Origin of the sequence: Pseudomonas mosselii, from assembly GCF_003205295.1 — a bacterium.
Classification (GTDB): Bacteria; Pseudomonadota; Gammaproteobacteria; order Pseudomonadales; family Pseudomonadaceae; genus Aquipseudomonas; species Aquipseudomonas mosselii_B.
Map to the genome: position 1 here is coordinate 62,976 of NZ_QJRP01000014.1, position 21,189 is coordinate 84,164.

General features: G+C 67.3%; 20 protein-coding genes and 1 pseudogene. 10 read left to right on the plus strand and 11 right to left on the minus strand.

Annotation, left to right across the window (positions count from 1 at the left end):
* Positions 1-9 precede the first annotated feature (9 nt).
* Positions 10-1,572 carry a threonine ammonia-lyase, biosynthetic gene (ilvA, locus tag DMX06_RS15035; protein WP_110738205.1) on the minus strand — a complete coding sequence of 521 codons (1,563 nt, stop codon included), beginning with the start codon at positions 1,570-1,572 and terminating at the stop codon, positions 10-12.
* 352 nt (positions 1,573-1,924) lie between these two features.
* Between ilvA and DMX06_RS15040 the strand changes: the two genes are divergently transcribed.
* The gene (locus tag DMX06_RS15040) at positions 1,925-2,926 is read left to right on the plus strand and encodes a FecR family protein (protein WP_110738206.1); all 1,002 of its coding nucleotides are present in this window, start codon (positions 1,925-1,927) and stop codon (positions 2,924-2,926) included.
* Positions 2,927-3,092: 166 nt separating this feature from the next.
* On the opposite strand, the gene DMX06_RS15045 is transcribed toward DMX06_RS15040, so the two are convergent.
* Positions 3,093-4,412, minus strand: a complete 1,320-nt coding sequence (locus DMX06_RS15045; protein ID WP_110738207.1) for a Na+/H+ antiporter family protein — start codon at positions 4,410-4,412, stop codon at positions 3,093-3,095.
* Positions 4,413-4,998: 586 nt separating this feature from the next.
* Between DMX06_RS15045 and DMX06_RS26850 the strand changes: the two are divergent.
* The 7 genes and pseudogenes from DMX06_RS26850 to DMX06_RS15075 all read left to right on the plus strand — a co-directional run.
* Positions 4,999-5,964 (plus strand): annotated as a pseudogene (locus DMX06_RS26850) (HAMP domain-containing protein); the annotation flags it as partial.
* 102 nt (positions 5,965-6,066) lie between these two features.
* Complete coding sequence (locus tag DMX06_RS26855; protein WP_375538104.1) at positions 6,067-6,822, plus strand: methyl-accepting chemotaxis protein; 756 nt, start codon at positions 6,067-6,069, stop codon at positions 6,820-6,822.
* Positions 6,823-6,913: 91 nt separating this feature from the next.
* Entirely contained in the window at positions 6,914-7,930 is a 1,017-nt protein-coding gene (locus DMX06_RS15055) for an ABC transporter substrate-binding protein (protein WP_110738209.1), read from the plus strand.
* Positions 7,927-8,775, plus strand: a complete 849-nt coding sequence (locus tag DMX06_RS15060; protein WP_110738210.1) for an ABC transporter permease — start codon at positions 7,927-7,929, stop codon at positions 8,773-8,775. The genes DMX06_RS15055 and DMX06_RS15060 overlap by 4 nt, the downstream gene beginning before the upstream one ends.
* A 55-nt stretch (positions 8,776-8,830) precedes the next feature.
* Positions 8,831-9,694 carry a LysR family transcriptional regulator gene (locus DMX06_RS15065; RefSeq protein ID WP_110738276.1) on the plus strand — a complete coding sequence of 288 codons (864 nt, stop codon included), beginning with the start codon at positions 8,831-8,833 and terminating at the stop codon, positions 9,692-9,694.
* Positions 9,695-9,818: 124 nt separating this feature from the next.
* Positions 9,819-10,736: an AEC family transporter gene (locus tag DMX06_RS15070; RefSeq protein ID WP_110738211.1), complete on the plus strand. Its 918-nt coding sequence runs from the start codon at positions 9,819-9,821 to the stop codon at positions 10,734-10,736.
* A gap of 47 nt (positions 10,737-10,783) precedes the next feature.
* On the plus strand, positions 10,784-11,395 hold the full coding sequence (locus DMX06_RS15075) for a cell wall hydrolase (protein WP_110738212.1): 612 nt from the start codon (positions 10,784-10,786) through the stop codon (positions 11,393-11,395).
* A 68-nt stretch (positions 11,396-11,463) separates the two neighbouring features.
* Here DMX06_RS15075 and ureG read toward each other — a convergent pair whose 3' ends face one another.
* From ureG to DMX06_RS15115, 8 genes are read right to left on the minus strand one after another with little or no spacing between them, the layout of a single operon-like run.
* Positions 11,464-12,111 carry an urease accessory protein UreG gene (ureG, locus tag DMX06_RS15080; protein ID WP_110738213.1) on the minus strand — a complete coding sequence of 216 codons (648 nt, stop codon included), beginning with the start codon at positions 12,109-12,111 and terminating at the stop codon, positions 11,464-11,466.
* 11 nt (positions 12,112-12,122) lie between these two features.
* Positions 12,123-12,797, minus strand: coding sequence for an urease accessory protein UreF (locus DMX06_RS15085; protein ID WP_110738214.1), 675 nt, complete (start codon positions 12,795-12,797; stop codon positions 12,123-12,125).
* Positions 12,797-13,342: a HupE/UreJ family protein gene (locus DMX06_RS15090; RefSeq protein ID WP_110738215.1), complete on the minus strand. Its 546-nt coding sequence runs from the start codon at positions 13,340-13,342 to the stop codon at positions 12,797-12,799. Before DMX06_RS15090 ends, DMX06_RS15085 begins: the two co-directional genes overlap by 1 nt.
* A gap of 19 nt (positions 13,343-13,361) precedes the next feature.
* Positions 13,362-13,847: an urease accessory protein UreE gene (gene ureE / locus DMX06_RS15095; RefSeq protein ID WP_110738216.1), complete on the minus strand. Its 486-nt coding sequence runs from the start codon at positions 13,845-13,847 to the stop codon at positions 13,362-13,364.
* A 10-nt stretch (positions 13,848-13,857) separates the two neighbouring features.
* Positions 13,858-15,561 (minus strand): urease subunit alpha, encoded by a 1,704-nt coding sequence (ureC, locus tag DMX06_RS15100; RefSeq protein WP_110738217.1) that lies wholly within the window; start codon positions 15,559-15,561, stop codon positions 13,858-13,860.
* Positions 15,558-15,875, minus strand: coding sequence for an urease subunit beta (locus DMX06_RS15105; RefSeq protein WP_110738218.1), 318 nt, complete (start codon positions 15,873-15,875; stop codon positions 15,558-15,560). The genes ureC and DMX06_RS15105 overlap by 4 nt, the downstream gene beginning before the upstream one ends.
* A 10-nt stretch (positions 15,876-15,885) precedes the next feature.
* Positions 15,886-16,188, minus strand: coding sequence for an urease subunit gamma (locus DMX06_RS15110; protein ID WP_110738219.1), 303 nt, complete (start codon positions 16,186-16,188; stop codon positions 15,886-15,888).
* An 11-nt stretch (positions 16,189-16,199) separates the two neighbouring features.
* Positions 16,200-17,033: an urease accessory protein UreD gene (locus tag DMX06_RS15115; protein ID WP_110738220.1), complete on the minus strand. Its 834-nt coding sequence runs from the start codon at positions 17,031-17,033 to the stop codon at positions 16,200-16,202.
* Positions 17,034-17,317: 284 nt separating this feature from the next.
* Between DMX06_RS15115 and DMX06_RS15120 the strand changes: the two genes are divergently transcribed.
* Together DMX06_RS15120 and DMX06_RS15125 are read left to right on the plus strand one after the other, a co-directional pair.
* Positions 17,318-17,629, plus strand: a complete 312-nt coding sequence (locus tag DMX06_RS15120) for a glyoxalase superfamily protein (protein ID WP_110738221.1) — start codon at positions 17,318-17,320, stop codon at positions 17,627-17,629.
* Positions 17,630-17,682: 53 nt separating this feature from the next.
* The gene (locus DMX06_RS15125) at positions 17,683-18,036 is read left to right on the plus strand and encodes a hypothetical protein (protein ID WP_110738222.1); all 354 of its coding nucleotides are present in this window, start codon (positions 17,683-17,685) and stop codon (positions 18,034-18,036) included.
* A 15-nt stretch (positions 18,037-18,051) separates the two neighbouring features.
* Here DMX06_RS15125 and DMX06_RS15130 read toward each other — a convergent pair whose 3' ends face one another.
* Positions 18,052-20,889, minus strand: coding sequence for an HD domain-containing phosphohydrolase (locus DMX06_RS15130; RefSeq protein WP_110738223.1), 2,838 nt, complete (start codon positions 20,887-20,889; stop codon positions 18,052-18,054).
* Positions 20,890-21,189 lie beyond the last annotated feature (300 nt).

A 21,189-nucleotide genomic window follows, 5' to 3' on the forward strand; every position in this document is an offset into this window, starting at 1 on the left:
AGCGCAAACCTACCCCATGAACAGCCGGTACGCCGGATTCTCCGTCTCGTCCCAGTACTGATAACCCATCTTGTCCAGCGCCTGTGGCAGCCCGGCCAGTTCGTCGTCCGGCACCTCCAGCCCGGCGAACACCCGCGCCTGTGCCGCGCCGTGGTTGCGGTAGTGGAACAGGCTGATGTTCCAACGCTTGCCCAGGCGCTCGAGGAAGCCCAGCAGCGCCCCCGGACGCTCGGGGAACTCGAAGCGCAGTACCCGCTCGCCGGCCCCCGGCGCCGCGTGGCCGCCGACGGTGTGGCGCACGTGCAGCTTGGCCAGCTCGTTGTCGGTCAGGTCGAGCACCTGGTAGCCCTGCTCGCCCAGGCTGGCCAGCAGTTGCTCCCGTGGGTCGTGCTGGGGGTGGGTCTGCACGCCGACGAACAGGCGCGCTTCCTTGCCCGGGTAGTAGCGGTAGTTGAACTCGGTGATCTGGCGCTTGCCCAGGGCCAGGCAGAACGCGCGGAAGCTGCCGGGGCGCTCGGGGATGGTCACGGCGATGATCGCCTCGCGCTGCTCGCCCAGCTCGGCGCGCTCGGCCACGTGGCGCAGGCGGTCGAAGTTGACGTTGGCGCCGGAGTCGATGGCCACCAGGGCTTGGCCCTGCAGGCCCTCACGGGCCACGTAGCGTTTGATGCCGGCCACGGCCAGGGCGCCGGAGGGCTCGGTGATGGAGCGGGTGTCGTCGTAGATGTCCTTGATCGCCGCGCATAGTTCGTCGCTGCTGACCGTCACCACCTCGTCGACGAAGTGGCGGCACAGCTCGAAGCAGTGCGCGCCGATCTGCGCCACCGCCACGCCGTCGGCGAAGGTGCCGACCTGCGGCAGGATCACCCGCTCGCCGGCGGCCATGGCGGCCTGCAGGCAGTTGGAGTCCTCCGGCTCGACACCGATCACCTTGACCTCGGGGCGCAGGTACTTGACGTAGGCGGCGATGCCCGCGATCAGGCCGCCGCCGCCGACCGGGACGAAGATCGCATGCAGCGGGCCGGGGTGCTGGCGAAGGATCTCCATGGCCACGGTACCCTGCCCGGCGATGACGTCGGGGTCGTCGAACGGCGGCACGAAGGTCGCGCCGTCGCGATCGGCCAGTTGCAGGGCATGGGCCAGGGCGTGGGGGAAGCTTTCGCCGTGCAACACCACATGGCCACCGCGTGAACGCACCCCCTCGACCTTGAGCGAGGGGGTGGTGGTGGGCATGACGATGGTAGTCCTGATGCCCAGGTGCGAACCGGCCAGGGCCACGCCCTGGGCGTGGTTGCCGGCCGACGCGGTGATGACGCCGCGCTCGCGCTGGGCGGGGGTCAGGCGCGACAGCCGGGTGTAGGCGCCGCGGATCTTGAAGGAGAACGTCGGTTGCAGGTCTTCGCGCTTGAGCAGCACCGGGTTGCCCAGGCTGGCCGACAGGGCCGGCGCCGCTTGCAAGGGGGTTTCGATGGCCAGGTCGTACACCGGGGCCGAGAGAATCCGACGCACTTGCTCGGACAGCAGTTGCTGGGGGGTTGCCGGGGTGCGCGGGGTGACGCTGAGGCTGGTCATCGATGACTCCTGGTTTTTTTGTAGTGCCCAGGAGTCAGAGAGAAGAAACCCGCCTCCAGGGCGGGTTCAGTGCATGTGTGCGCTAGCCCGCCAAACTGATAATGGCGGTAATAATGCTGAGGGCGTTGTGCTGCGGGAATTGGTTCATGGGCTGGGAAACTAGCGTGTGGCGTGAGAAAAAGTCAAGGCTTGGTGCTACCCCCCTTGTCCACGCCCACAGTCCCTTGCCCTGTCGCAGATGAAACCCAACCGCAGATACGACGAAAAACTGCACAATTGATAGTCATTCGCCATTAACTCGTTCTCGGAAGCACCCGCCCGGGGGTAGAATGCCGCAAAACCGGGAGCCGCGATGAACCAGGACCGCCACATTCCAAGCGAAGAAGATGCCATCACCGATGCCGCCGCGCATTGGTGCATGCGCCTGCACGCCGACGACTGCACGGCGGCCGAGCGCGAGGCGTTCGGCCAATGGTTGGCGGCCGACCCACGGCACGCCGAGGAATACCAGGCGATGTTGGAAATCTGGGACACCGCCGACCTGCTGCCGCGCAGCGCCCAGGTGATCCCGCTGCGCACCCGGCCAGCGGCGCCGACGCGCCACTGGCGGCCGTTCGCTTCGGCCGCCGCCATCGCCCTGCTCGCCCTGCCCCTGGCGGGCTGGGTCGGTTGGGAACAAGGTTGGCTGCCCAACGGCTACCAGCACTTCGAGGCCACCGACCACATGCGCCAGGTGCGCCTGAGCGACGGCAGCAGCGTCGAGTTGAACCTCCACAGCGAATTGCGCTTCCTCAACTACAAGGACGAGCGCAAGGTCACCCTGGTCAAGGGCGAGGCGTTCTTCAAGGTTACCCACGACAGCAACCACCCGTTCATCGTCCACGCCGCCAACGGCCAGACCCGGGTCACCGGGACCCAGTTCAACGTGTGGAAGTACGACGACCAGGTCAAGGTGACACTGGTGGAAGGCTCGGTGCTGGTCAGCGCCGGCGGCAACGCTGGCGGCTATCGCCTTGGGCCGGGCATGCAGGCCAGCTACCACAAGGGCGACTTCGAGCCTGAGCTGAACCAGAGCGACGACTACGGCAACAGCCTGGCCTGGCGCAACGGCAAGCTGGTGTTGGACAACCTGAGCCTCGGCCAGGCGCTGCCGGTGATCAACCGCTACCTGGACAAGCCGCTCATGCTGGCCGACGACAGCACCGCCAGCATCCGCATCAGCGGTGTCTACAGCACAAGCGAGGTCGCACGCCTGGTCGACACCCTGCCCAAGGTGCTGCCGGTGTACCTGACCCGCAGCAAGGACGGCAGCACCGTCCTCAATCGCATCGTCCCCGCGCCGACCCGCGGCTGACCTGAAGCAGCACCCACTCACCCTGTAGGAGCGGCCTTGCGTCGCGAAAGGGCTGCGTAGCAGCCCCGGCGATTTTTGCGTTAACGCTGATACCGTGGGGGCGCTTTGCGCCCCTTTCGCGACGCAAGGCCGCTCCTACAGAGACAGCGTGCGGCGTGACAGTGGATCAGAGCGTCATCGCCGCCAACCAGCCAAACGCCAGCAGCGGCAGGTTGTAGTGGATGAACGTCGGCACCACGGTATCCCAGATATGGTGGTGCTGCCCGTCGACGTTCAGCCCCGAGGTCGGCCCCAGGGTCGAGTCCGACGCCGGCGAACCGGCATCGCCCAGGGCGCCGGCGGTGCCGACGATGCACACGGTGGCCAGCGGGTCGAAGCCCAACTGCACGCACAGCGGCACGAAAATCGCTGCCAGGATCGGTACGGTGGAGAACGACGAGCCGATGCCCATGGTCACCAGCAGCCCCACCAGCAGCATCAGCAGCGCGCCGACGCCCTTGCTGTGGTCGATCCACTGGGCCGAGGTCTCCACCAGGCTCTTCACCTCGCCGGTGGCCTTCATCACTTCGGCAAAGCCGGACGCGGCGATCATGATGAAGCCGATCATCGCCATCATCTTCATGCCTTCGGTGAACAGGTCGTCGGTGTCCTTCCAGCGCACGATGCCCGACAGCGAGAAGATCAGGAAGCCGACCATCGCACCGATGATCATCGAATCCAGCCACAACTGGATGATGAACGCGGCGCCGATCGCCACCCCGGCCACCAGCAGGGTCACCGGGTTGTACTGCACGCTGACCTGCTCGACCTGCTCGATGCGCTCCAGGTCGTAGTCACGCTTCTTGCGGTAGCTGAAGAATACCGCCAGCAACAGGCCGGCGAGCATGCCCGCCGCCGGGATGGCCATGGCGTGGGTCACATTGACGCCGCTGACGTCCACCCCGGCGCGGCTGACATTGGCCAGCAGGATCTCGTTGAGGAAGATGTTGCCGAAGCCCACCGGCAGGAACATGTACGGGGTGATCAGGCCGAAGGTGATCACGCAGGCAATCAGCCGGCGGTCGATGCGCAGGCGGGTCAGCACGTACAGCAGCGGCGGCACCAGCAAGGGAATGAAGGCGATGTGAATCGGCAGGATGTTCTGCGACGACACCGCCACCACCAGCATCAGGCCGACCAGCAGCCACTTGACCTTGCCACCGTCGGCATGGCCCTGCCGATCGATCATCGCCAGCGCCCGGTCGGCCAGGGCATGGGCCAGCCCGGACTTGGCGATGGCCACCGCGAAGGCGCCGAGCAAGGCATAGGACAGGGCCACCGTGGCACCGCCACCCAGGCCGCCGTTGAAGGCCTTGAGCGTGCCTTCGATACCCAGCCCACCGACCAGGCCTCCGGCCAGGGCGCCGATGATCAGGGCGATGACCACATGCACGCGGGACAGGCTCAGGATCAGCATGAGCCCGACCGCGGCAATCACTGCATTCATGGTGTGCAAACCTCGTTACGACAGACAAAAAGCGGGCATTCCGGCGACAGACTGCACGCAGGCAGTGGCCGGACCAGGGGATGTTGTTATGAAGGGCGCACACTCTGAAGCACAGGCCAACAGAAGTCAAAAGCGTCTGCGCCGCAACATCGCGTAGGAAATAGACGAAAGTCGCAGGGTTTAATTGAACGTTTGAATAAAGAAAAATCCGAGCAGGCCGACACAGTCGGCAGCATCAAACCTATTACAAGGGATTTTCCCCATGCCTTTGCTGCGACAACTCTCCATCCAATGGAAGATCACCCTGCTGGCGGGCCTGTGCCTGGCGGCCATCGTCACCCTGCTCGTCGGCCTTTCGCTGTACCGCATGGACCACAGTTCGGACCTGGTGAAAGCCAGCAGCATGCGCATGCTCTCCGACTCGGCCCAGTCGCGCATCGAATCCCAGGGCGAGGTCCAGGCTCTGAACATCCGCCGTCAGTTCATGGACGCCTACCAGTACGGCGCCGGTTTCGCCCGCCAGGTGCTGTTTCTGCGCGAGCAGGCAGAGAAGCGCTTCCTCGACGCCTACGACCTGCGCCAGGACATGACCGCCCAGGTGCGTGCCGCGCTGCAGGCCAACCCCGACCTGCTCGGCCTGTCGCTGGTGTTCGAGCCGGGCGCGCTGGATGGCAAGGACAAGTTGTTCGCCGGCCAGAGCGAACTGGGCAGCAACGAGACCGGGCGCTTCGCCCTGTACTGGTCGCAGCCGCGGGTCGGCCAGCTGACCTCGATGGCCCTGCCCGAGCACGACATGGCCAACACCGAGATCGGCCCCAGCGGCCAGCCGGCCAACACCTGGTGGGTGTGCCCGCGCAGCACCGGCACGGTGTGCGTGGTCGAGCCGTACTTCTATGACATCGACGGCCAGCGCGTGCTGATGACCAGCATCGTGTTCCCGCTCAAGGCGGGCGACAAGGTCATCGCCACCCTGTCCATCGACATCAACCTCAACAGCCTGCAGGCCCTCAGCCAGACCGCCAGCCGCAGCCTCTACGATGGCCAGACCACGGTCGGCATCCTCAGCCCCGTGGGCCTGTTGGCCGGTTACAGTGCCGACGCCGGCAAGCTGGCCCAGCGCTTTGACCAGGTCGACCGGACCCAGGGCGCCGAGCTGGTACGCAAACTCGCCGACGGCAAGCTGCAGATCCTCCACGACCAGCAACGCCTGAAAGTGCTGGCCGCCTTCGAGCCGATCCCCGGCGGCAAACCCTGGGGTGTGCTGCTGGACGTGCCGGAAAGCGCCCTGACCGGCCCGGCCGAGGCCCTCAAGGTTGAACTCGACGCCCTCAACACCAGCGGCACCCTGCTCGAACTGGGCCTGGGCCTGGCCGCCGCCATCGCCGGCCTGCTGCTGGTGTGGCTGATGGCCCGCGGCGTGACCCGGCCGATCCTCGGCGTGGCCGCCATGCTCAAGGACATCGCCAGCGGCGAAGGCGACCTGACCCGCCGCCTGCAATACGACAAGCAGGACGAACTGGGCGAGCTGGCCGGCTGGTTCAACCGCTTCCTCGACAAGCTGCAGCCAACCATCGCCGAGGTAAAACGCTCGGTGCAGGCTGCCCGCGGCACAGCCGACCAGTCGGCGGCGATCGCCGCCGAGACCAGCGCCGGCATGGAGCAGCAGTACCGCCAGGTCGACCAGGTGGCCACCGCCTCCCACGAGATGAGCGCCACCGCCCAGGACGTCGCCCGCAGCGCCGCCCAGGCCGCCCAGGCCGCGCGTGAAGCCGATCAGGCGACCCGCGAGGGCCTGGCGGTGATCGACCGCACCACCACCAGCATCGACACCCTGGCCGCCGACATGAGCGGCGCCATGGTCCAGATCGAGGGACTGGCGCGCAACAGCGAGAAGATCGGCTCGGTGCTCGAGGTGATCCGCTCGATTGCCGAGCAGACCAACCTGCTGGCGCTCAACGCCGCCATCGAGGCCGCCCGCGCCGGTGAAGCCGGCCGTGGCTTCGCCGTGGTCGCCGACGAGGTGCGCAACCTGGCCCGCCGCACCCAGGAGTCGGTGGAGGAAACCCGCCAGGTGATCGAGGCCCTGCAGGCCGGCACCCAGGAAGTGGTCGGCGCCATGGACAGCAGCCACCGCCAGGCCCAGGGCGGCGTGGAGCAGGTCGGCCAGGCCGTCACCGCGTTGCAGCGTATCGGCCAGGCGGTGACCGTGATCACCGACATGAACCTGCAGATCGCCAGTGCGGCCGAGGAGCAGAGTGCGGTGGCCGAGGAGATCAACAGCAACGTCGCCACCATCCGTGACGTGACCGAGTCGCTGAGCGGCCAGGCCAACGAATCGGCACGGGTCAGCCAGTCGCTCAACAGCCTGGCCAACCAGCAGCAGGGGCTGATGGACCAGTTCCGCGTTTGAGTCCAGGCCGCCGGGGCTGCGTTGCGGCCCCGGCAACCTCGTCGTCTACACTTCTGCCGGAACCCAAGGACCGGCAACCGACGAGGCCCCGATGAAGAAAGTTCCCACCCTGCTGGCCAGCCTGCTGCTCGCCATAGGCCTGGCCAGCACCGACAGCGCGGCATCAGCCGAACAACCCGCGCCTATCCACTTCGGCGCCATCGGCTGGGAAAGCGGTGCACTGACCACCGAAATCCTGCGCCTGATCGTCGAGCGCGGTTACGGCTACCCCACCGACACCCTCCCCGGCAGCACCGTCAGCATGGAAGTGGCCCTGGCGCGTAACGACCTGCAGGTGATCGCCGAAGAATGGGCCGGGCGCAGCCCCGCCTGGGTCAAGGCCGAACAGGCCGGCCAGGTGTTCGCCCTGGGCGACACGGTGAAGAACGCCGAGGAAGGCTGGTGGGTACCGGCCTACGTGATCAAGGGTGATCCCGCACGCAACCTGGAGCCCTTGGCCCCGGACCTGCACAGTGTCGACGACCTCAAGCACTACGCCCAAGTGTTCAAGGACCCCGAAGTACCCGGCAAGGGACGCTTCCTCAACAGCCCCAGCGGCTGGACCTCCGAGACCGTCAACAGCCAGAAGCTCAAGGCCTACGGCCTGGACGGGCTGTACAACAACTTCCGCAGCGGCTCCGGCGCCGCCCTCGACGCCGAGATCGGCTCGGCGATCCGCCGTGGCCAACCCGTGCTTTTCTACTATTGGAGCCCGACCCCGTTGATGGGGCGCTACGACCTGGTGCGTCTGGAGGAGCCCCCGTTCGACGCGACCGCCTGGGCTACCCTCACCGATGCCGCCAACCCCAGCCCGAAAGGCAGCCGCTCGTTGCCGGCCAAGCTCTCGATCGGCGTGTCGAAGGCGTTTCGTGACACCCACCCCGAGCTGGTCGCGGTATTCGAAAAGGTCGACCTGCCCATCGCCACCCTGAACAAGGCCCTGGCGCGCATGAGCGAGACCCGCCAGCCGCCCCGCGAAGCCGCCCTCGCCTTCCTGCGTGACAACCCTACTGTATGGAAGGCCTGGCTGCCCGCCGAAAACGCCGCCAAGGTCGAGGCCGGTCTGTGAGTGGTGGTTTCCCCGAAGCCCTGCAATTCTCCTTCGCCGCCTGGGTCAACCGACTGATCGACTGGCTGGTACTGCACTATGGCGATCACCTGCGCAGCGTCTCCGACCAACTGCTGCAATTGCTGGTAGGCCTGGAGAACCTGCTCCGACTGCTGCCCTGGTGGCTGCTGTTGCTGCTGGTCGGGTTGCTGGCCTGGCACGCCAGCCGCAGCCTGGCGCGGGCATTGGTGCTGCCGCTGCTGCTGGCGCTGATCGGCATGCTCGGGCTGTGGGACAAGCTGCTGCAGACCCTCGCCCTGGTGCTGGTGAGCACCGGCCTGTGCGTGCTGGTGGGCGTGCCACTGGGCATCCTGCTGGCCACCCGGCCACTGGCCCGGCGCCTGATCCTGCCGGTGCTCGACGTGATGCAGACGCTGCCGGCCTTCGTCTACCTGATCCCTGTCCTGATGCTGTTTGGCCTGGGCAAGGTGCCGGCGGTGTTCGCCACCCTGATCTACGCCCTGCCGCCGCTGGTGCGCCTGACCAACCTCGGCCTGGCGCAGATCGACCCGTCACTGTTGCAGGCCGCCCACGGCCTGGGTGCCAGCCGCTGGCAGCGCTTGCGGCGCATCGCCCTGCCGCTGGCCTTGCCGAGCATCATGGCCGGGCTCAACCAGTCGGTGATGATGGCCCTGTCGATGGTGGTGGTGGCCTCGATGATCGGCGCCCGCGGGCTGGGTGAAGACGTGCTGGCCGGGATCCAGACCCTGAACGTCGGCCAGGGCGTCGAGGCAGGGCTGGCGATCGTCGCCCTGGCGATGGTCATCGATCGCATCAGCCAGGCCTATGGACGCCCTGGGCGCTGAGGCCGACATTCGCGTATCGTACCCGAGCCCTGCCAGCATCCGGAGCCTGCACCGCGTGTCCCTCAAAGCCCTGCGCACCTTGGTCACCATCGCCCGCCACGGCACCTTCGCCCGCGCCGCCGACCTGCTGAGCCTCACCCCTTCGGCGGTGAGCCTGCATATCAAGACCCTGGAGGACGAGTTGCAGGTTGCCCTGTTCGACCGCAGCCGGCGCCAGGTGGCATTAACCGAGGCCGGCCAACTGGCGGTGGCCCGCGCCGAAGGTATCCTGGCCGCCTATGACGAGCTGGCCGACACCCTGGCCAGCGGCCCAAGCCTGCGCGGGCGCCTGCGCATCGGCGCGATCCACACCGTGCTCGCCCGGCGCCTGCCCAAGGCGCTGGTATGGATCAAGGCGCACCACCCCGAGCTGCATGTCAGCGTGGTCTCGGGCATGTCGGCGGAACTTGCCCGTCGGGTCGAGGATGGCGATCTGGACGCCGCAATCACCACCGAGCCGGTCAGCCCCTACCCGCAAAGCCTGCAGTACACGCCGCTGTTCGAGGACCGCTTCTGGGCCATCGCCAGCCCGGAGCTGGCGGGCCAGAGCCTACCGGCGCTGCTCGCCAGCCAGCCGTTCCTGCGCTTCGACAAGCGCGCCTGGGCCGGCCGGCAGATCGAACAGGAACTGCGCCGCCAGCGCCTGCAGGTCAACGAGCAGATGGAACTGGACAGCCAGGAGGCGCTGGCGCGGATGGCCGCCATGGGCTTGGGTGTGGCAGTGATTCCCATGAGCGACGATGACCTCGAACGGCTGCCTGCCGCTACCGTGCTGCCCTTCGGCGAACCGCAGCTGACCCGGCGCATGGTGCTGCTGGAGCACGAGAAGAGTCAGCGTCGACATTTAAGCGCCGTACTCAAGACTGCGCTCGAAGCATGATTCCTGGGGGCGCACAGCCCCAGATCCATGCAGTTTTCCTCAACAGTCGCTAAAGAAAACAGCGTTTTTTCTGCTCACTGTACTCCGCTAGTCTGTGGCCGTACCCGACCACGGACCCGCCCCCATGCTCCATCTGCTGCTCACTACCCTCGTCCCGATCATCTTGCTCATCGCCCTGGGCACCTGGCTGCGAGTGCGTGGCTTTCTCGCCGAAACCTTCTGGCCCGGCGCCGAGCGCCTGAGCTACTACGTGCTGCTGCCATCGCTGTTCCTCCACGGCCTGGCCACCGCCAACCTCGACGGTGTGCCGGTGCTGGGCATGGTCGGCGTGCTGATGCTCTCGACGCTGCTTGGCGCCCTGCTGCTGGTGCTCTACCAGGGCGCCGCCAGCCATGACGGCGCCGACTTCACCTCGGTGTTCCAGGGTGGCGTGCGCTTCAACAACTACATTGGCGCGACCCTGGCCGCCGGAATCTACGGCACGGCCGGCATCGCCCTGGCGGCGGTGGCCAATGCCGCCATCGTGCCACTGGTCAACCTGCTCTGCGTGCTGGTCTTCGCCCGCTTCAGCGCACGCCACAGCTCGCCGGCCACGGTGCTCAAGGCGATCTTCGCCAACCCACTGATCATCGGCTGCGCCGCAGGGCTACTGCTACGGCTGACCGGCCTGGGCCTGCCGGCCGGTCTGGAGCCTACGGTCAAGGCCCTGGGCCAGGCAGCGTTGCCCTTGGGCCTGCTGTGCGTCGGCGCTGCACTGGGCGGGGCGCGCCTGGGCCAGCAGGTCAAACCGCTGGTGGCCGCATCGCTGTTCAAGTTCCTGGTCATGCCGCTGACCACCTGGGGCCTGTGCCGGCTGCTCGGGCTGGGCGGCCAGGCAGCGGTGGTGGCGGTGCTGTTCCAGGCCCTGCCCACCGCCTCGTCGTCCTACGTGATGGCTCGGCAGATGGGCGGCAACGCGCCGCTGATGGCGACCATCATCGCCCTGCAGACCGTCGCCGCCGCCGCGACCCTGCCACTGGTGCTGACCTTGACGCTGAGTTGAAGCGATACGGCTAGACTGTGGACAGCCCACCCTGCGGAAACTCGACCATGCGCCTACCGTGGATGCTGTTCGGCCTGTACCTGACCCTGCTCGCAGCCCCCCTCCCCGCGGCCGATAGCCAGAAGGCCGCCGTCGCCGAAGACAAGGCACAAGTGCTGGAAGAAAAGGTGGTCGAGGATGCGCCACCGCCTAGAAAGCAGGAAACCCTCACCCCCGGTGAAGTCCAGGCCGTCGACCCGGCCGGCCAGGCGCCGATGGACGACAGCATCACTTGCCTGGCGCGCACCATCTACTGGGAGGCCAAGGGCGCCGACGCCAGGGACATGAGCGCGGTGGCCAGCGTGGTGCTCAACCGCCTGGGCCACGAAGGTTTCCCCGACAGCATCTGTGGCGTGGTCAAGCAAGGAGTCGAGAGCAAGAGCTGCCAGTTTTCCTGGTGGTGCGACGGGCGCCCCGACCAGGTGGAAGAAGAAGAACGCTACACGGTGGCCAAGGAAATCGCCCGCAAGGCCCTCAACCAGCAGTTGCAGGACCCTACCGGCGGCGCACTGTACTTCCACGACCGCAATGTGAACCCGGACTGGGCCAAGGCCTACCGCAAGACGGCCGAAACCACGCACTTCCTGTTCTACAAGCCGAACCAGGCGCTGGCACGCTAGGGCATGCCATCGCCAGGCCAACCGGCCGTCACGGGGAGCCTGGCTCTTTCGCTTGCAACATCGTTCCCTCAGCCCGATACCGCCTGGGCCCTACAGCCTCTTTCCCCCAGCATCCCACGCTCGATGATGAAGTCGATCACCGCCTGCAACCCCTCGCCCTTCTTGAGGTTGCTGAAAGTCCATGGCCGCTGCGGGCGCATACGTTGGGTATCACGCTCCATCACCTCCAGTGAAGCCCCGACATAAGGCGCCAGGTCGGTCTTGTTGATCACCAGGAAATCCGACTTGGTGATGCCCGGCCCGCCCTTGCGCGGGATCTTCTCGCCCTCGGCGACGTCGATCACGTAGATGGTCAGGTCGGCCAGCTCCGGGCTGAAGGTGGCGCTGAGATTATCGCCGCCACTCTCGACAAAGATCACTTCGAGGTTGCCGAACCTGCGCGCCAGCGCTTCGACGGCGGCCAGGTTCATCGAGGCGTCCTCGCGGATCGCGGTGTGCGGGCAGCCGCCGGTCTCGACGCCGACGATGCGCTCGGGTGCCAGGGCTCCGGCCTCGGTAAGGATGCGCTGGTCTTCCTTGGTGTAGATATCGTTGGTCACCACGGCGATCTGGTAATGGTCGCGCATGGCCTTGCACAGGCATTCGAGCAGCGCGGTCTTGCCGGAACCGACCGGGCCGCCGACACCGACGCGCAGGGGTTGCTGGTAGTTTTCCATCTAGGCAGTCCTCAGGAACGGAACAATCGGGTGTATTGGGTTTCGTGACGCGATGAGGCGATGGCCAGCAGCGGCAGGCCGCCGCCGAGCTGGTCGTCATCGAGTGCCAGGGCATGATCGAGCACGGCGGGCAACGCCTCGCCCAGGTCACGCAGCAGGGTCTGGGCGGCCTGCTGGCCGAACGGCACCAGCTTCACCCCCGCCATCACCGCGCCCTCCAGCCAGGCGAAGCCATGGCCCAGGGCAAGCTGGCGCAGCGGGATCGACCAGTGCGCGCCGAGCCAGGCCATGCCGCCCAGCTGGCTGAGTTCGAGGCTGGCGCGCCAGGCTGGGGCCTGCGCCAGCTGCCAGCCATCGAGCAGGCGCGCCAGGGCGCTGCCGCGCTGGCGTTCCTCGAGGCGCAGCTCGGCGGTTTCGCGGTTGGCCAGCAGGAACAGGCTCCAGTGGGCGAAGGCGTCGGCATCGTCCGCCTGACAGGCGTGGTAGAGACGCGCCAGCAGCGGCCAATCGAGATGGCCGAGGGTGTCGTGCAACTGCTCGCGCTGCCAGGCGGCGAAGCCCTTGGCATCCTTCACCCAGCCGGCTTCCACGGCCCACTCCAGGCCTTGCGAGTAGGTGAAGCCGCCCACGGGCAGGCCGGGACTGGCCAGCTGCAGCAGGCGCAGCAGCGCCAGGTCGCTGGTCATCAGCCGGCCATTACCAGTGCAGCACCGGCCAGCAGGCCGCCGCCAAAGGCTTTCTGCAGGCCGGCATGGCGGCGCAGCAAGCAGCCAACGCCAAAGCCTGCCACCAGCAGCAGGCCGCTGACCGTGACGAAGCCGGCGCTGAACTGCCAGAAGGCGCTGGGGGTGGCTTCCACGCCATGGGCCCAGCCGTGGAACAGGGCGAACACCGGCATGATCAGCGACAGCAGCAACTGGCGGCTCGGCAGCAGCATGGCGGCGGCGGCCACCAGCAGCGAGCCGAGGATCATCTGCTCCATGCCGACCACATCGCCGAACAGGTGGCCGCACACCGCGCCGCCGAACATCGCCGCCAGGGTCGCCAGCGGCAGGGTCAGGTTGCGCCGGGTCAGGGCAGCGAGCACGCCGGTGCCGAGCAGCATCAGCAGGTGATCGAGGCCAGTCAACGGATGCAGCAGGCCGTCCTGCAGCGGGTTGGTGTCATGGCCGGGGTGGGCAAAGGCCGGCAGGGCCACCATCAGCAGTACCAGGGCGAAAGTCTTTTTCATTGTGGGCTCCAGGGTGAGGTCAGGAATGGGCTGACAAACGTACGAACGGATGGTCGTGGCCATGGGAATGACCATGGGGGGCGCTCTGGTAGGCACCGGCCTCGGGCTCGAACGGCGCCTGTTCGGCGACCACCTCCAGCCCCAGGCCGCGCAGCATGTCGTCGAGCACATGGTCGTGCTGGAATCGCAAAAGGCCCGGCTCGATCTGCAGCGGCACATGGCGGTTGCCCAGGTGGTAGGCGGCGCGGGCCAGCAGGTGCGGGTCGGCGCAGCGCACCGTGGACACGGCCTCCGGCGCGGCCAATACCTGGATCACCTGAGTGCCTTCGGCGTCGCCCAGCAGTTCGCCGCCACGCAGCAGATGGCCGCGCTCGAGCAGCAACCCGGCCTCGCGGCCATCGTCGAGGGTGACCCGCAGGCGGCTCTTTATGCGGCTGTCGACATCGAGGGTGACGGTACCGGTGATGGCGCCGGCCTGAGTGATGCGACGGGTGAGGACAATCATGTTCGCTCCTTCAGAATAGGAAATAGCGCTGCGCCAGCGGCAGCTCATGGGCTGGCTCGCACACCAGCAGCTCGCCGTCGGCGCGCACCTGGTAGGTCTGGGCATCGACCTCGATCAGCGGTTGCAGGGTGTTGTGGACCATGTCGGCCTTGCGCACCCGCCGGCAGCCATGGGCCACGCCGATCAGGCTCTGCAGCTTCAATTCATGGGGCAGGCCACGGTCCAGGGCGGCCTGGGGCAGGAAGGTCATGCGCGTGGCATGCCGCGCCGCACCCAGGGCGCCGAACATCGGCCGGTAGTGCACCGGTTGCGGGGTCGGGATCGAGCCGTTGATATCGCCCATCGGCGCCGTGGCGATCATCCCGCCCTTGAGCACCAGGGCCGGCTTGACCGCGAAGAATGCCGGCGCCCACAGCACCAGGTCGGCCAGCTTGCCCACCTGCACCGAACCGACTTCGTGGGCGATGCCGTGGGTCAGCGCCGGGTTGATGGTGTACTTGGCGATGTAGCGCTTGACCCGGAAGTTGTCGCTGTAGGCGCCGTCCGGCGCCAGCGGGCCGCGGCGCAGCTTCATCTGGTGCGCCACCTGCCAGGTTCGTAGCACCACCTCGCCGACCCGACCCATGGCCTGGGAGTCGGACGAGGTCATGGCGAAGGCGCCCATGTCGTGAAGGATGTCCTCGGCGGCGATGGTCTCGCGACGGATGCGCGACTCGGCGAAGGCCACGTCCTCGGCGATGCTCGGGTCCAGGTGGTGGCAGACCATGAGCATGTCCAGGTGCTCGTCCACCGTGTTCACGGTGTAGGGCAGCGTCGGGTTGGTCGAGGACGGCAGCACGTTGGCCTGGCCCGCCGCGCGGATGATGTCCGGCGCATGGCCGCCGCCCGCCCCTTCGGTGTGGAAGGTATGGATGGTGCGCTCGCCGATGGCGGCCAGGGTGTCCTCGATGCAGCCCGACTCGTTGAGGGTGTCGGTGTGGATCGCCACCTGGATGTCCATCTCCTCGGCCACCCCCAGGCAGCAGTCGATGGCTGCGGGCGTCGAGCCCCAGTCCTCGTGCAGCTTGAGGCCCACGGCGCCGGCGGCAATCTGTTCGCGCAGAGCTTCGGGCCGCGAAGCGTTGCCCTTGCCCAGCAGGCCGATGTTGATCGGCAGGCAGTCGGCGGCCTGGAGCATGCGCGCCAGGTACCAGGGGCCGGGAGTGCAGGTAGTGGCGTTGGTGCCGGTGGCGGGGCCGGTGCCGCCGCCGATGAAGGTGGTCACGCCGCTGGTCAGCGCCTCCTCCACCTGCTGCGGGCAGATGAAATGGATATGCGAATCGATGCCGCCGGCGGTGACGATCTTGCCCTCGGCGGCGATGACCTCGGTGCCCGGCCCCACCGGCACCGTCACGCCGGGCTGCACATCAGGGTTGCCGGCCTTGCCGATGGCGGCAATACGGCCGTGCTTGACGCCTATATCGGCCTTGACGATGCCCCAGTGGTCGATGATCAACGCGTTGGTCAGCACCAGGTCCATTGCCTGGGCTGCGAGCATCTGGCCCTGGCCCATGCCGTCGCGGATCACCTTGCCACCGCCGAACTTGACCTCCTCGCCGTAGATCGTGAAGTCCCTCTCCACCTCCACCCACAACGCGGTGTCTGCCAGGCGCACGCGGTCGCCGACGGTGGGCCCGAACATGTCAGCGTAGGCCTGGCGGGAAATGCGGCTCATGCCCTGCCCTCCAGCGCGCCCATCACCTTGCCCTGGAAGCCGTACACCTCACGCTTGCCGGCATAGGCCACCAACTGCACGGTGCGCGCCTGCCCCGGTTCGAAGCGCACCGCGGTGCCGGCCGGTATGTCCAGGCGATAGCCACGGGTCGGCTCGCGCTCGAATACCAGGGCGTCGTTGACTTCATAGAAGTGGTAGTGCGAGCCCACCTGCACCGGGCGGTCGCCATGGTTGGCCACGCTGACGCTGACAGACTGGCGGCCGACATTGAGCTCGATGTCGCCCGCGGCGACCTGGACTTCTCCGGGGATCATGCCGGCCTCCTCAAACGATGGGTTCATGCACGGTCACCAGCTTGGTGCCGTCGGGGAAGGTCGCCTCGACCTGGACGTCGTGCAGCATCTCCGGCACACCGGTCATCACCTGTTCGCGCACCAGCACCTCGCGCCCCAGGCTCATCAGCTCGGCCACCGTGCGGCCATCGCGGGCGCCTTCGAGTACCGCGGCGCTGATCAGCGCCACCGCTTCCGGGTAGTTGAGTTTCAGGCCACGGGCCAGGCGCCGCTCGGCCAGCAAGGCGGCGGTGAACAGCAGCAGTTTGTCTTTCTCTCGTGGGGTCAGCTCCATGGCGGCTCTCTTCAGGTGGCCCAAATGCGCGGCGGGCACGGTGCCAGGCCGAGCACGGCCGGGCGCAGCAGGTGCCAGAGGCGCTGCAGGTTACGTTGCAAGTGTTGGTTGTCATCGTCGAGCAGGCGGATCACCAGCAGCGGGCCGAGCAGGGTCGCGCCGGCGGGCGTCGCCAGTTCGTCGAGGGCCTGGCGCACCTGGTCGAGCAGCGCCTGGTCGGCCGGCGCGGCGCAGAACGTGGCCACCAGTGGGTGCCCGGCCAGCTTGTCCAACTGCCCGCCTTCGATACGCAGGCGCTCGTGCAGGCCGGGCTCGCCGGGCAGTTCAATGCGCAGCCGGCTGTCCAGGGCACCCTGCTCGAAGCGCTCGTTCATCACCGGACGGCCCAGGCACAGCGTCTCCCAGGCCAGCAGACGGGCACCGGGCTCGAGGGTGAAACGGCTGTCGAGGCGGGCTCGGGCGCCGTTGAAGAAAATGCTGTCCTGGGGAAGCCACTCCAGGGTGCTGCCGGCGGCGAGGTGAAAGCGCTGGGCCAGGCGCGCGGTGGGGCCGATGCTGCGGTAGAACTTGCTGGCGCCGGGCATGGTCAGCAAGGCGTGGCTGCCGGTTTCCAGATGTATGTCCAGCTCCAGGCGGTCACCAGCAACGATCCCGCCGGGCGGGTGCAGCACATAGACATGGCACGGCGCGCCCTCCGGGTAGAAAGGCCGCTGCACCAAAAGAGGTCCGACATGACGCCGCGCACCAAGGCGGGTCACGTCCTCGCGCTGGACAAAGCGCAACTGCAGATGGGCGCTCCAGCCCGGGTCTGCCTGCGGTGGGTCGATCTGTTGCGCCAACGACATCCTGGAACCCCTGAAATCCGTGGCCCGAAGGCCGTATGGAGAGGCCTGCGCGGGGTGCTTGCGGGCGCACCGGGCTGACCACTCGATCAATATTCGCTGAGGGGATATAGCAGGGAGCGGGCCAACTGCGCAGATGAACGAAGATGAAACTTTCGGACCGTCAGTCATGCCGCGAGGCTGCGGCCCAGAGCGGCTGCGGCCCGGCGCGCAATTCAAGTGCCGGTCTGCGTGGTGAAGTGCGCTAAAGTGACCGCCCTGCCCTTTTTCGAGCCAAGGACGCCACCATGCAATTCGCCCCCGCCATTGCGATCCTGCTGATTTTCTCGGTCGACAAGGCCCGGGAGTTCTACCTCGACTTCCTCGGTTTCCAGCTCGACTGGGAGCAGCGCTTCGCCCCGGACCTGCCGCTGTACATGCAGGTCCACCGCGACGGCTTGATCCTGCACCTGTCCGAGCACCACGGCGACGCCACGCCGGGCGCGGCAGTGTTCGCCCGGGTCGAGGATCTCAAGGCCCTGGAGGGCGAGCTTATGGCCAAGCGCTACGGTTATGCGCGCCCACAGGCCGAGGCGGTCGACTGGGGCCTGGAGATGTAGGTGGTCGACTCGTTCGGCAACCGCCTGCGCTTCTGCCAGCAGATCGACAACGTCTGATGGCAGGCGGCAAGCGTGCCCTGGCGCGCCTGGAGCGGGAGATGGTCGCTTGCCTGACCGAGGCCTGCGCTACCGCTCAGGGCGAGATCGTCGGTTTCGCCTGGCTCACCCACCAGGTGGACCTCGACGACTTCCCCGCCAGCCTGCGCATCACCTGGGTGTTCACCGACGACACCGACAAGGCCCGGGCCCTGGCCGGCGCGGACAAGGCGCGGATGATCGCGCTGACGGCCCAGGCGCTGGGTAACGCCGGGATCGCGCTGGACCATGTCGCCTGGCATGTGCGCTTCGACAGCGAAGAGGCCTGCTGGCGCGATCATGGCGGCGACTGGAACCGGCGCCTGCGTTGACAGGCCCTCCGACATCTACAGTTGCGCCAGCCAGTAGGCCACATCCACCTCGTCGATCTGCTCGGGACGCAGGAACCGTTCGGCATACTGGCGGTGGACTCCGGTATCGAGGAACAGCTTCAGCAACTGCCCGTCGATATGGTTGTCCCGCGCCATGGACACCAGGATCTTCACCGACTCGGAAAGCGTCTTCGGTGCCTTGTACGGCCGGTCTGCCGCGGTCAGCGCCTCGAAGATATCGGCGATCGCCATCACCCGCTCTGGAATGCCCAGCGCGTCCTGCCCGAGCCTGCGCGGATAGCCGCTGCCGTCCATCTTCTCGTGGTGATTACCGGCAATCGCCGGCACGCGCCTGAGCTGGCGCGGGAACGGCAAGGCGCTGAGCATGATGATGGTCTGCACGATGTGCTCGTTGATCTTGAAGCGCTCCTCGTCGTTGAGCGTGCCCCGCCGGATCGACAGGTTGTACAACTCGCCGTGGTTGCTGGCATGGGCCGGCAGGCGCATGTCGAAGCCCCAGCGGTTGCGCGGGTCGTCCTTGGCCACTGGTGGCTTGCGCGGCCCCCAGGGCACCCGGTGCTCGTCGCGATCGGCAAGCAGCGGCTCCTCCACCGGCAAGGGTTCGGATGGCGTATCGGCGAAACGCACGGCCTCATCGCGGGAAATGCCCAGGCGGTTGTCGAAGTGCCGCAGCCAGCGGCGCTGGCCGATACGACCCAGGCGCTCGATGTCGTCCTCCTGCATGAACTCGCTGCCAATATTGGCGTTGGCGACAAAGGCAAACTCGTCCTGCAGCTCGGCCCGGCACTGTTCCAGCGCATGGCGCAATACTGGCTCGTCATCGCCGTTGGCCATGCCTTGCCAGTAGGCGATCTCGGCGTCGCGCCAGAGCACCTCGAAGCGCATGCGTACCTCGTGGACACGGTTGTACAGGGTCTCGAGCTTGGTCGCCTTGTCCACCACGTACTCGGGGCTGGTGATCTTGCCGCAGTCGTGCAGCCAGGCGGCCACGCGAAACTCGTAGCGCTCGTCCTCGCTCATGCTGAAGCCGGCATAGGGGCCACTGTCGGCCTGCACGGCCTGGTCCAGGAGCATCTGCGCCAGCTGCGGCACCCGTTCGCAATGACCGCCGGTGTAGGGGCTCTTGGCGTCGATGGCGTCGGCCAGCAGCTTGATCATCGCGTCCAGCAGGCGCTGCTGGGCTTCGACCAGTTGGCGGGTCTCGATGGCCACGGCGGCGGCGCCGGACAGCTCCTCGACGAAGCGCCGGAACGCCTGTCCCGCATGTTCATCCTCCAGTTGCAGCACCAGGATGCCGAGCAGCGCCTGGCCACGGTCGTTGAGCACCACCGCCAGGCTGCGTCCTTGCAACGACAGGGCCTGGGTCACGGCGCTGGTCAGGTCCTGATGGTCGTCTTCATGTATCGCCAGCTCAGCCGGATAGTCCTGGGCCCGGCAGGCCGCGGCCAGGCGCAGGCGCGCGTTGTCGGCGTCGTACAGGTACACCGCGCCGGCACTGGCGCTGGCGGCGGCCACCAGGTGGTTGAGCACGCCATCGAGCATGCGCTCGAGCTGGGTCTCGCGGCTGAGCGTGAGGGTGATCGCCTGGAAGTTGCGGATGGTACCGGACATGCGGCTCAGCACCCGGCTCAGTTCACGCACCTCCGACACCCGCGAGAGCACACCCACCTCGCGGCTGAAATCAAAACCGGCCAGGCCCTGCACCTGCTCGGTGAGCCGGCGCAGCGGGCGGCCGATGCGCCGACCGAGCAAGCCGCCGAGCAGCAGCAACACCGCCGCCAGCGCGGCGGCCCAGAGCAGTTGCTCGAACAACACCTGGCGCGCCCCGGCCAGCAGCTCGTGGGCCGGCACGGCAATCAGCACCTGCAGGTCCTGCCCGGCCACGGTGGTCAGCGGCACGCGCATGCCATACCAGGTCTGCCCTTCGACCTGATACGGCTGTGGCCGGGTCCCCTGGAGGGCATCGGCATGGATCCGTGCGAGGCTGGCAATGCCCAGTTCATCGATGCGCGACAGACGCACGCCCTCGCCTTCGCGGACGATGACCCGCTGCAGGTCCGGATAAGCCACCACGCTACCCTGGTCATCGACCACGGCGATCTCGGTGCCAGCCGTCATGCGCAGGTCGCGGCTCTCGCTGGCCAGGTCGGTGACGGATACGTCCATGCCGATCACCGCCGCGCCATCGACGCTGCGCTGGGCCATGGTCAGGCCGATCTCGCGGGTGGTGAAGAACACATAAGGGCGGGTAAGCACGGTGGTCGACTGCGCAGAGGCTTCGACGAACCAGGGGCGCTGGCGCGGATCGTAGCGGTAGTCCGGCTTGGGCTGGTGCAGCAGCAGGGTCATCGCCTGGTCGTAGAAACGCCATTCGCCATGCAACGCGCCGTCTTCGCCCAGGCTGACGGTCTGCACCAGGAACATCGTGCCTGCCGGTGCCGCGAAACGCTGCAGCAACTGTGGATCGCGCAGGCGGCGGACCAACAGAAACTCGCCATTGGGGTAGCCGAGGTAGGCGGCACTGAGCATGCGGTTGGCGCGCAGGCTCTCGACCAGTTGCGGTAGCCGCTCCAGGTGCTGCGCCATAGCCCCCGCAGAGGCATCGAAGGCCAGCAGGCGGATACTGCTCTGCACCGGATCGACCAGGCGTCGGGCGCGCTCGTCGATGGTCCGACCAACCTGCTGGGCGGCATCGCCGGCGGCGGCCACCAGCGTCTGGCGCACCCCCAGGTAGCCCTGCCAGGCCAGGGCCGCGCCCAGCGCCAGCATGCCCAGCATGATCGCCAGCGCCACCAGCCATTGCAGGGAGATACTCCGCCCACGGTTGTTCATGAACGCCTGCCCCGTGCAGACGCCAGCCTTGCCGCATGCCCCATCAACGCGCAGCCCATCCCAGGTACTCCCCGTGTGGCGATTTCCACAGTGTAATCAGCCCGCGCGAACCTGCCGGCCTGTGACAGTGGCTGGTAGCGAGACAGTCGCATACTGGCGCAACGACATCAATCACGCCCTGCATCATTGTGGGAGCAACTGTCTTGCTCAATTTTTAGAATCTGGCGCGATCCCCGTGGGAGCGGGCTTGCCCGCGAACACCGGCGCAGCCGGTGCCATACACCGCGCTGGATTCTTCGC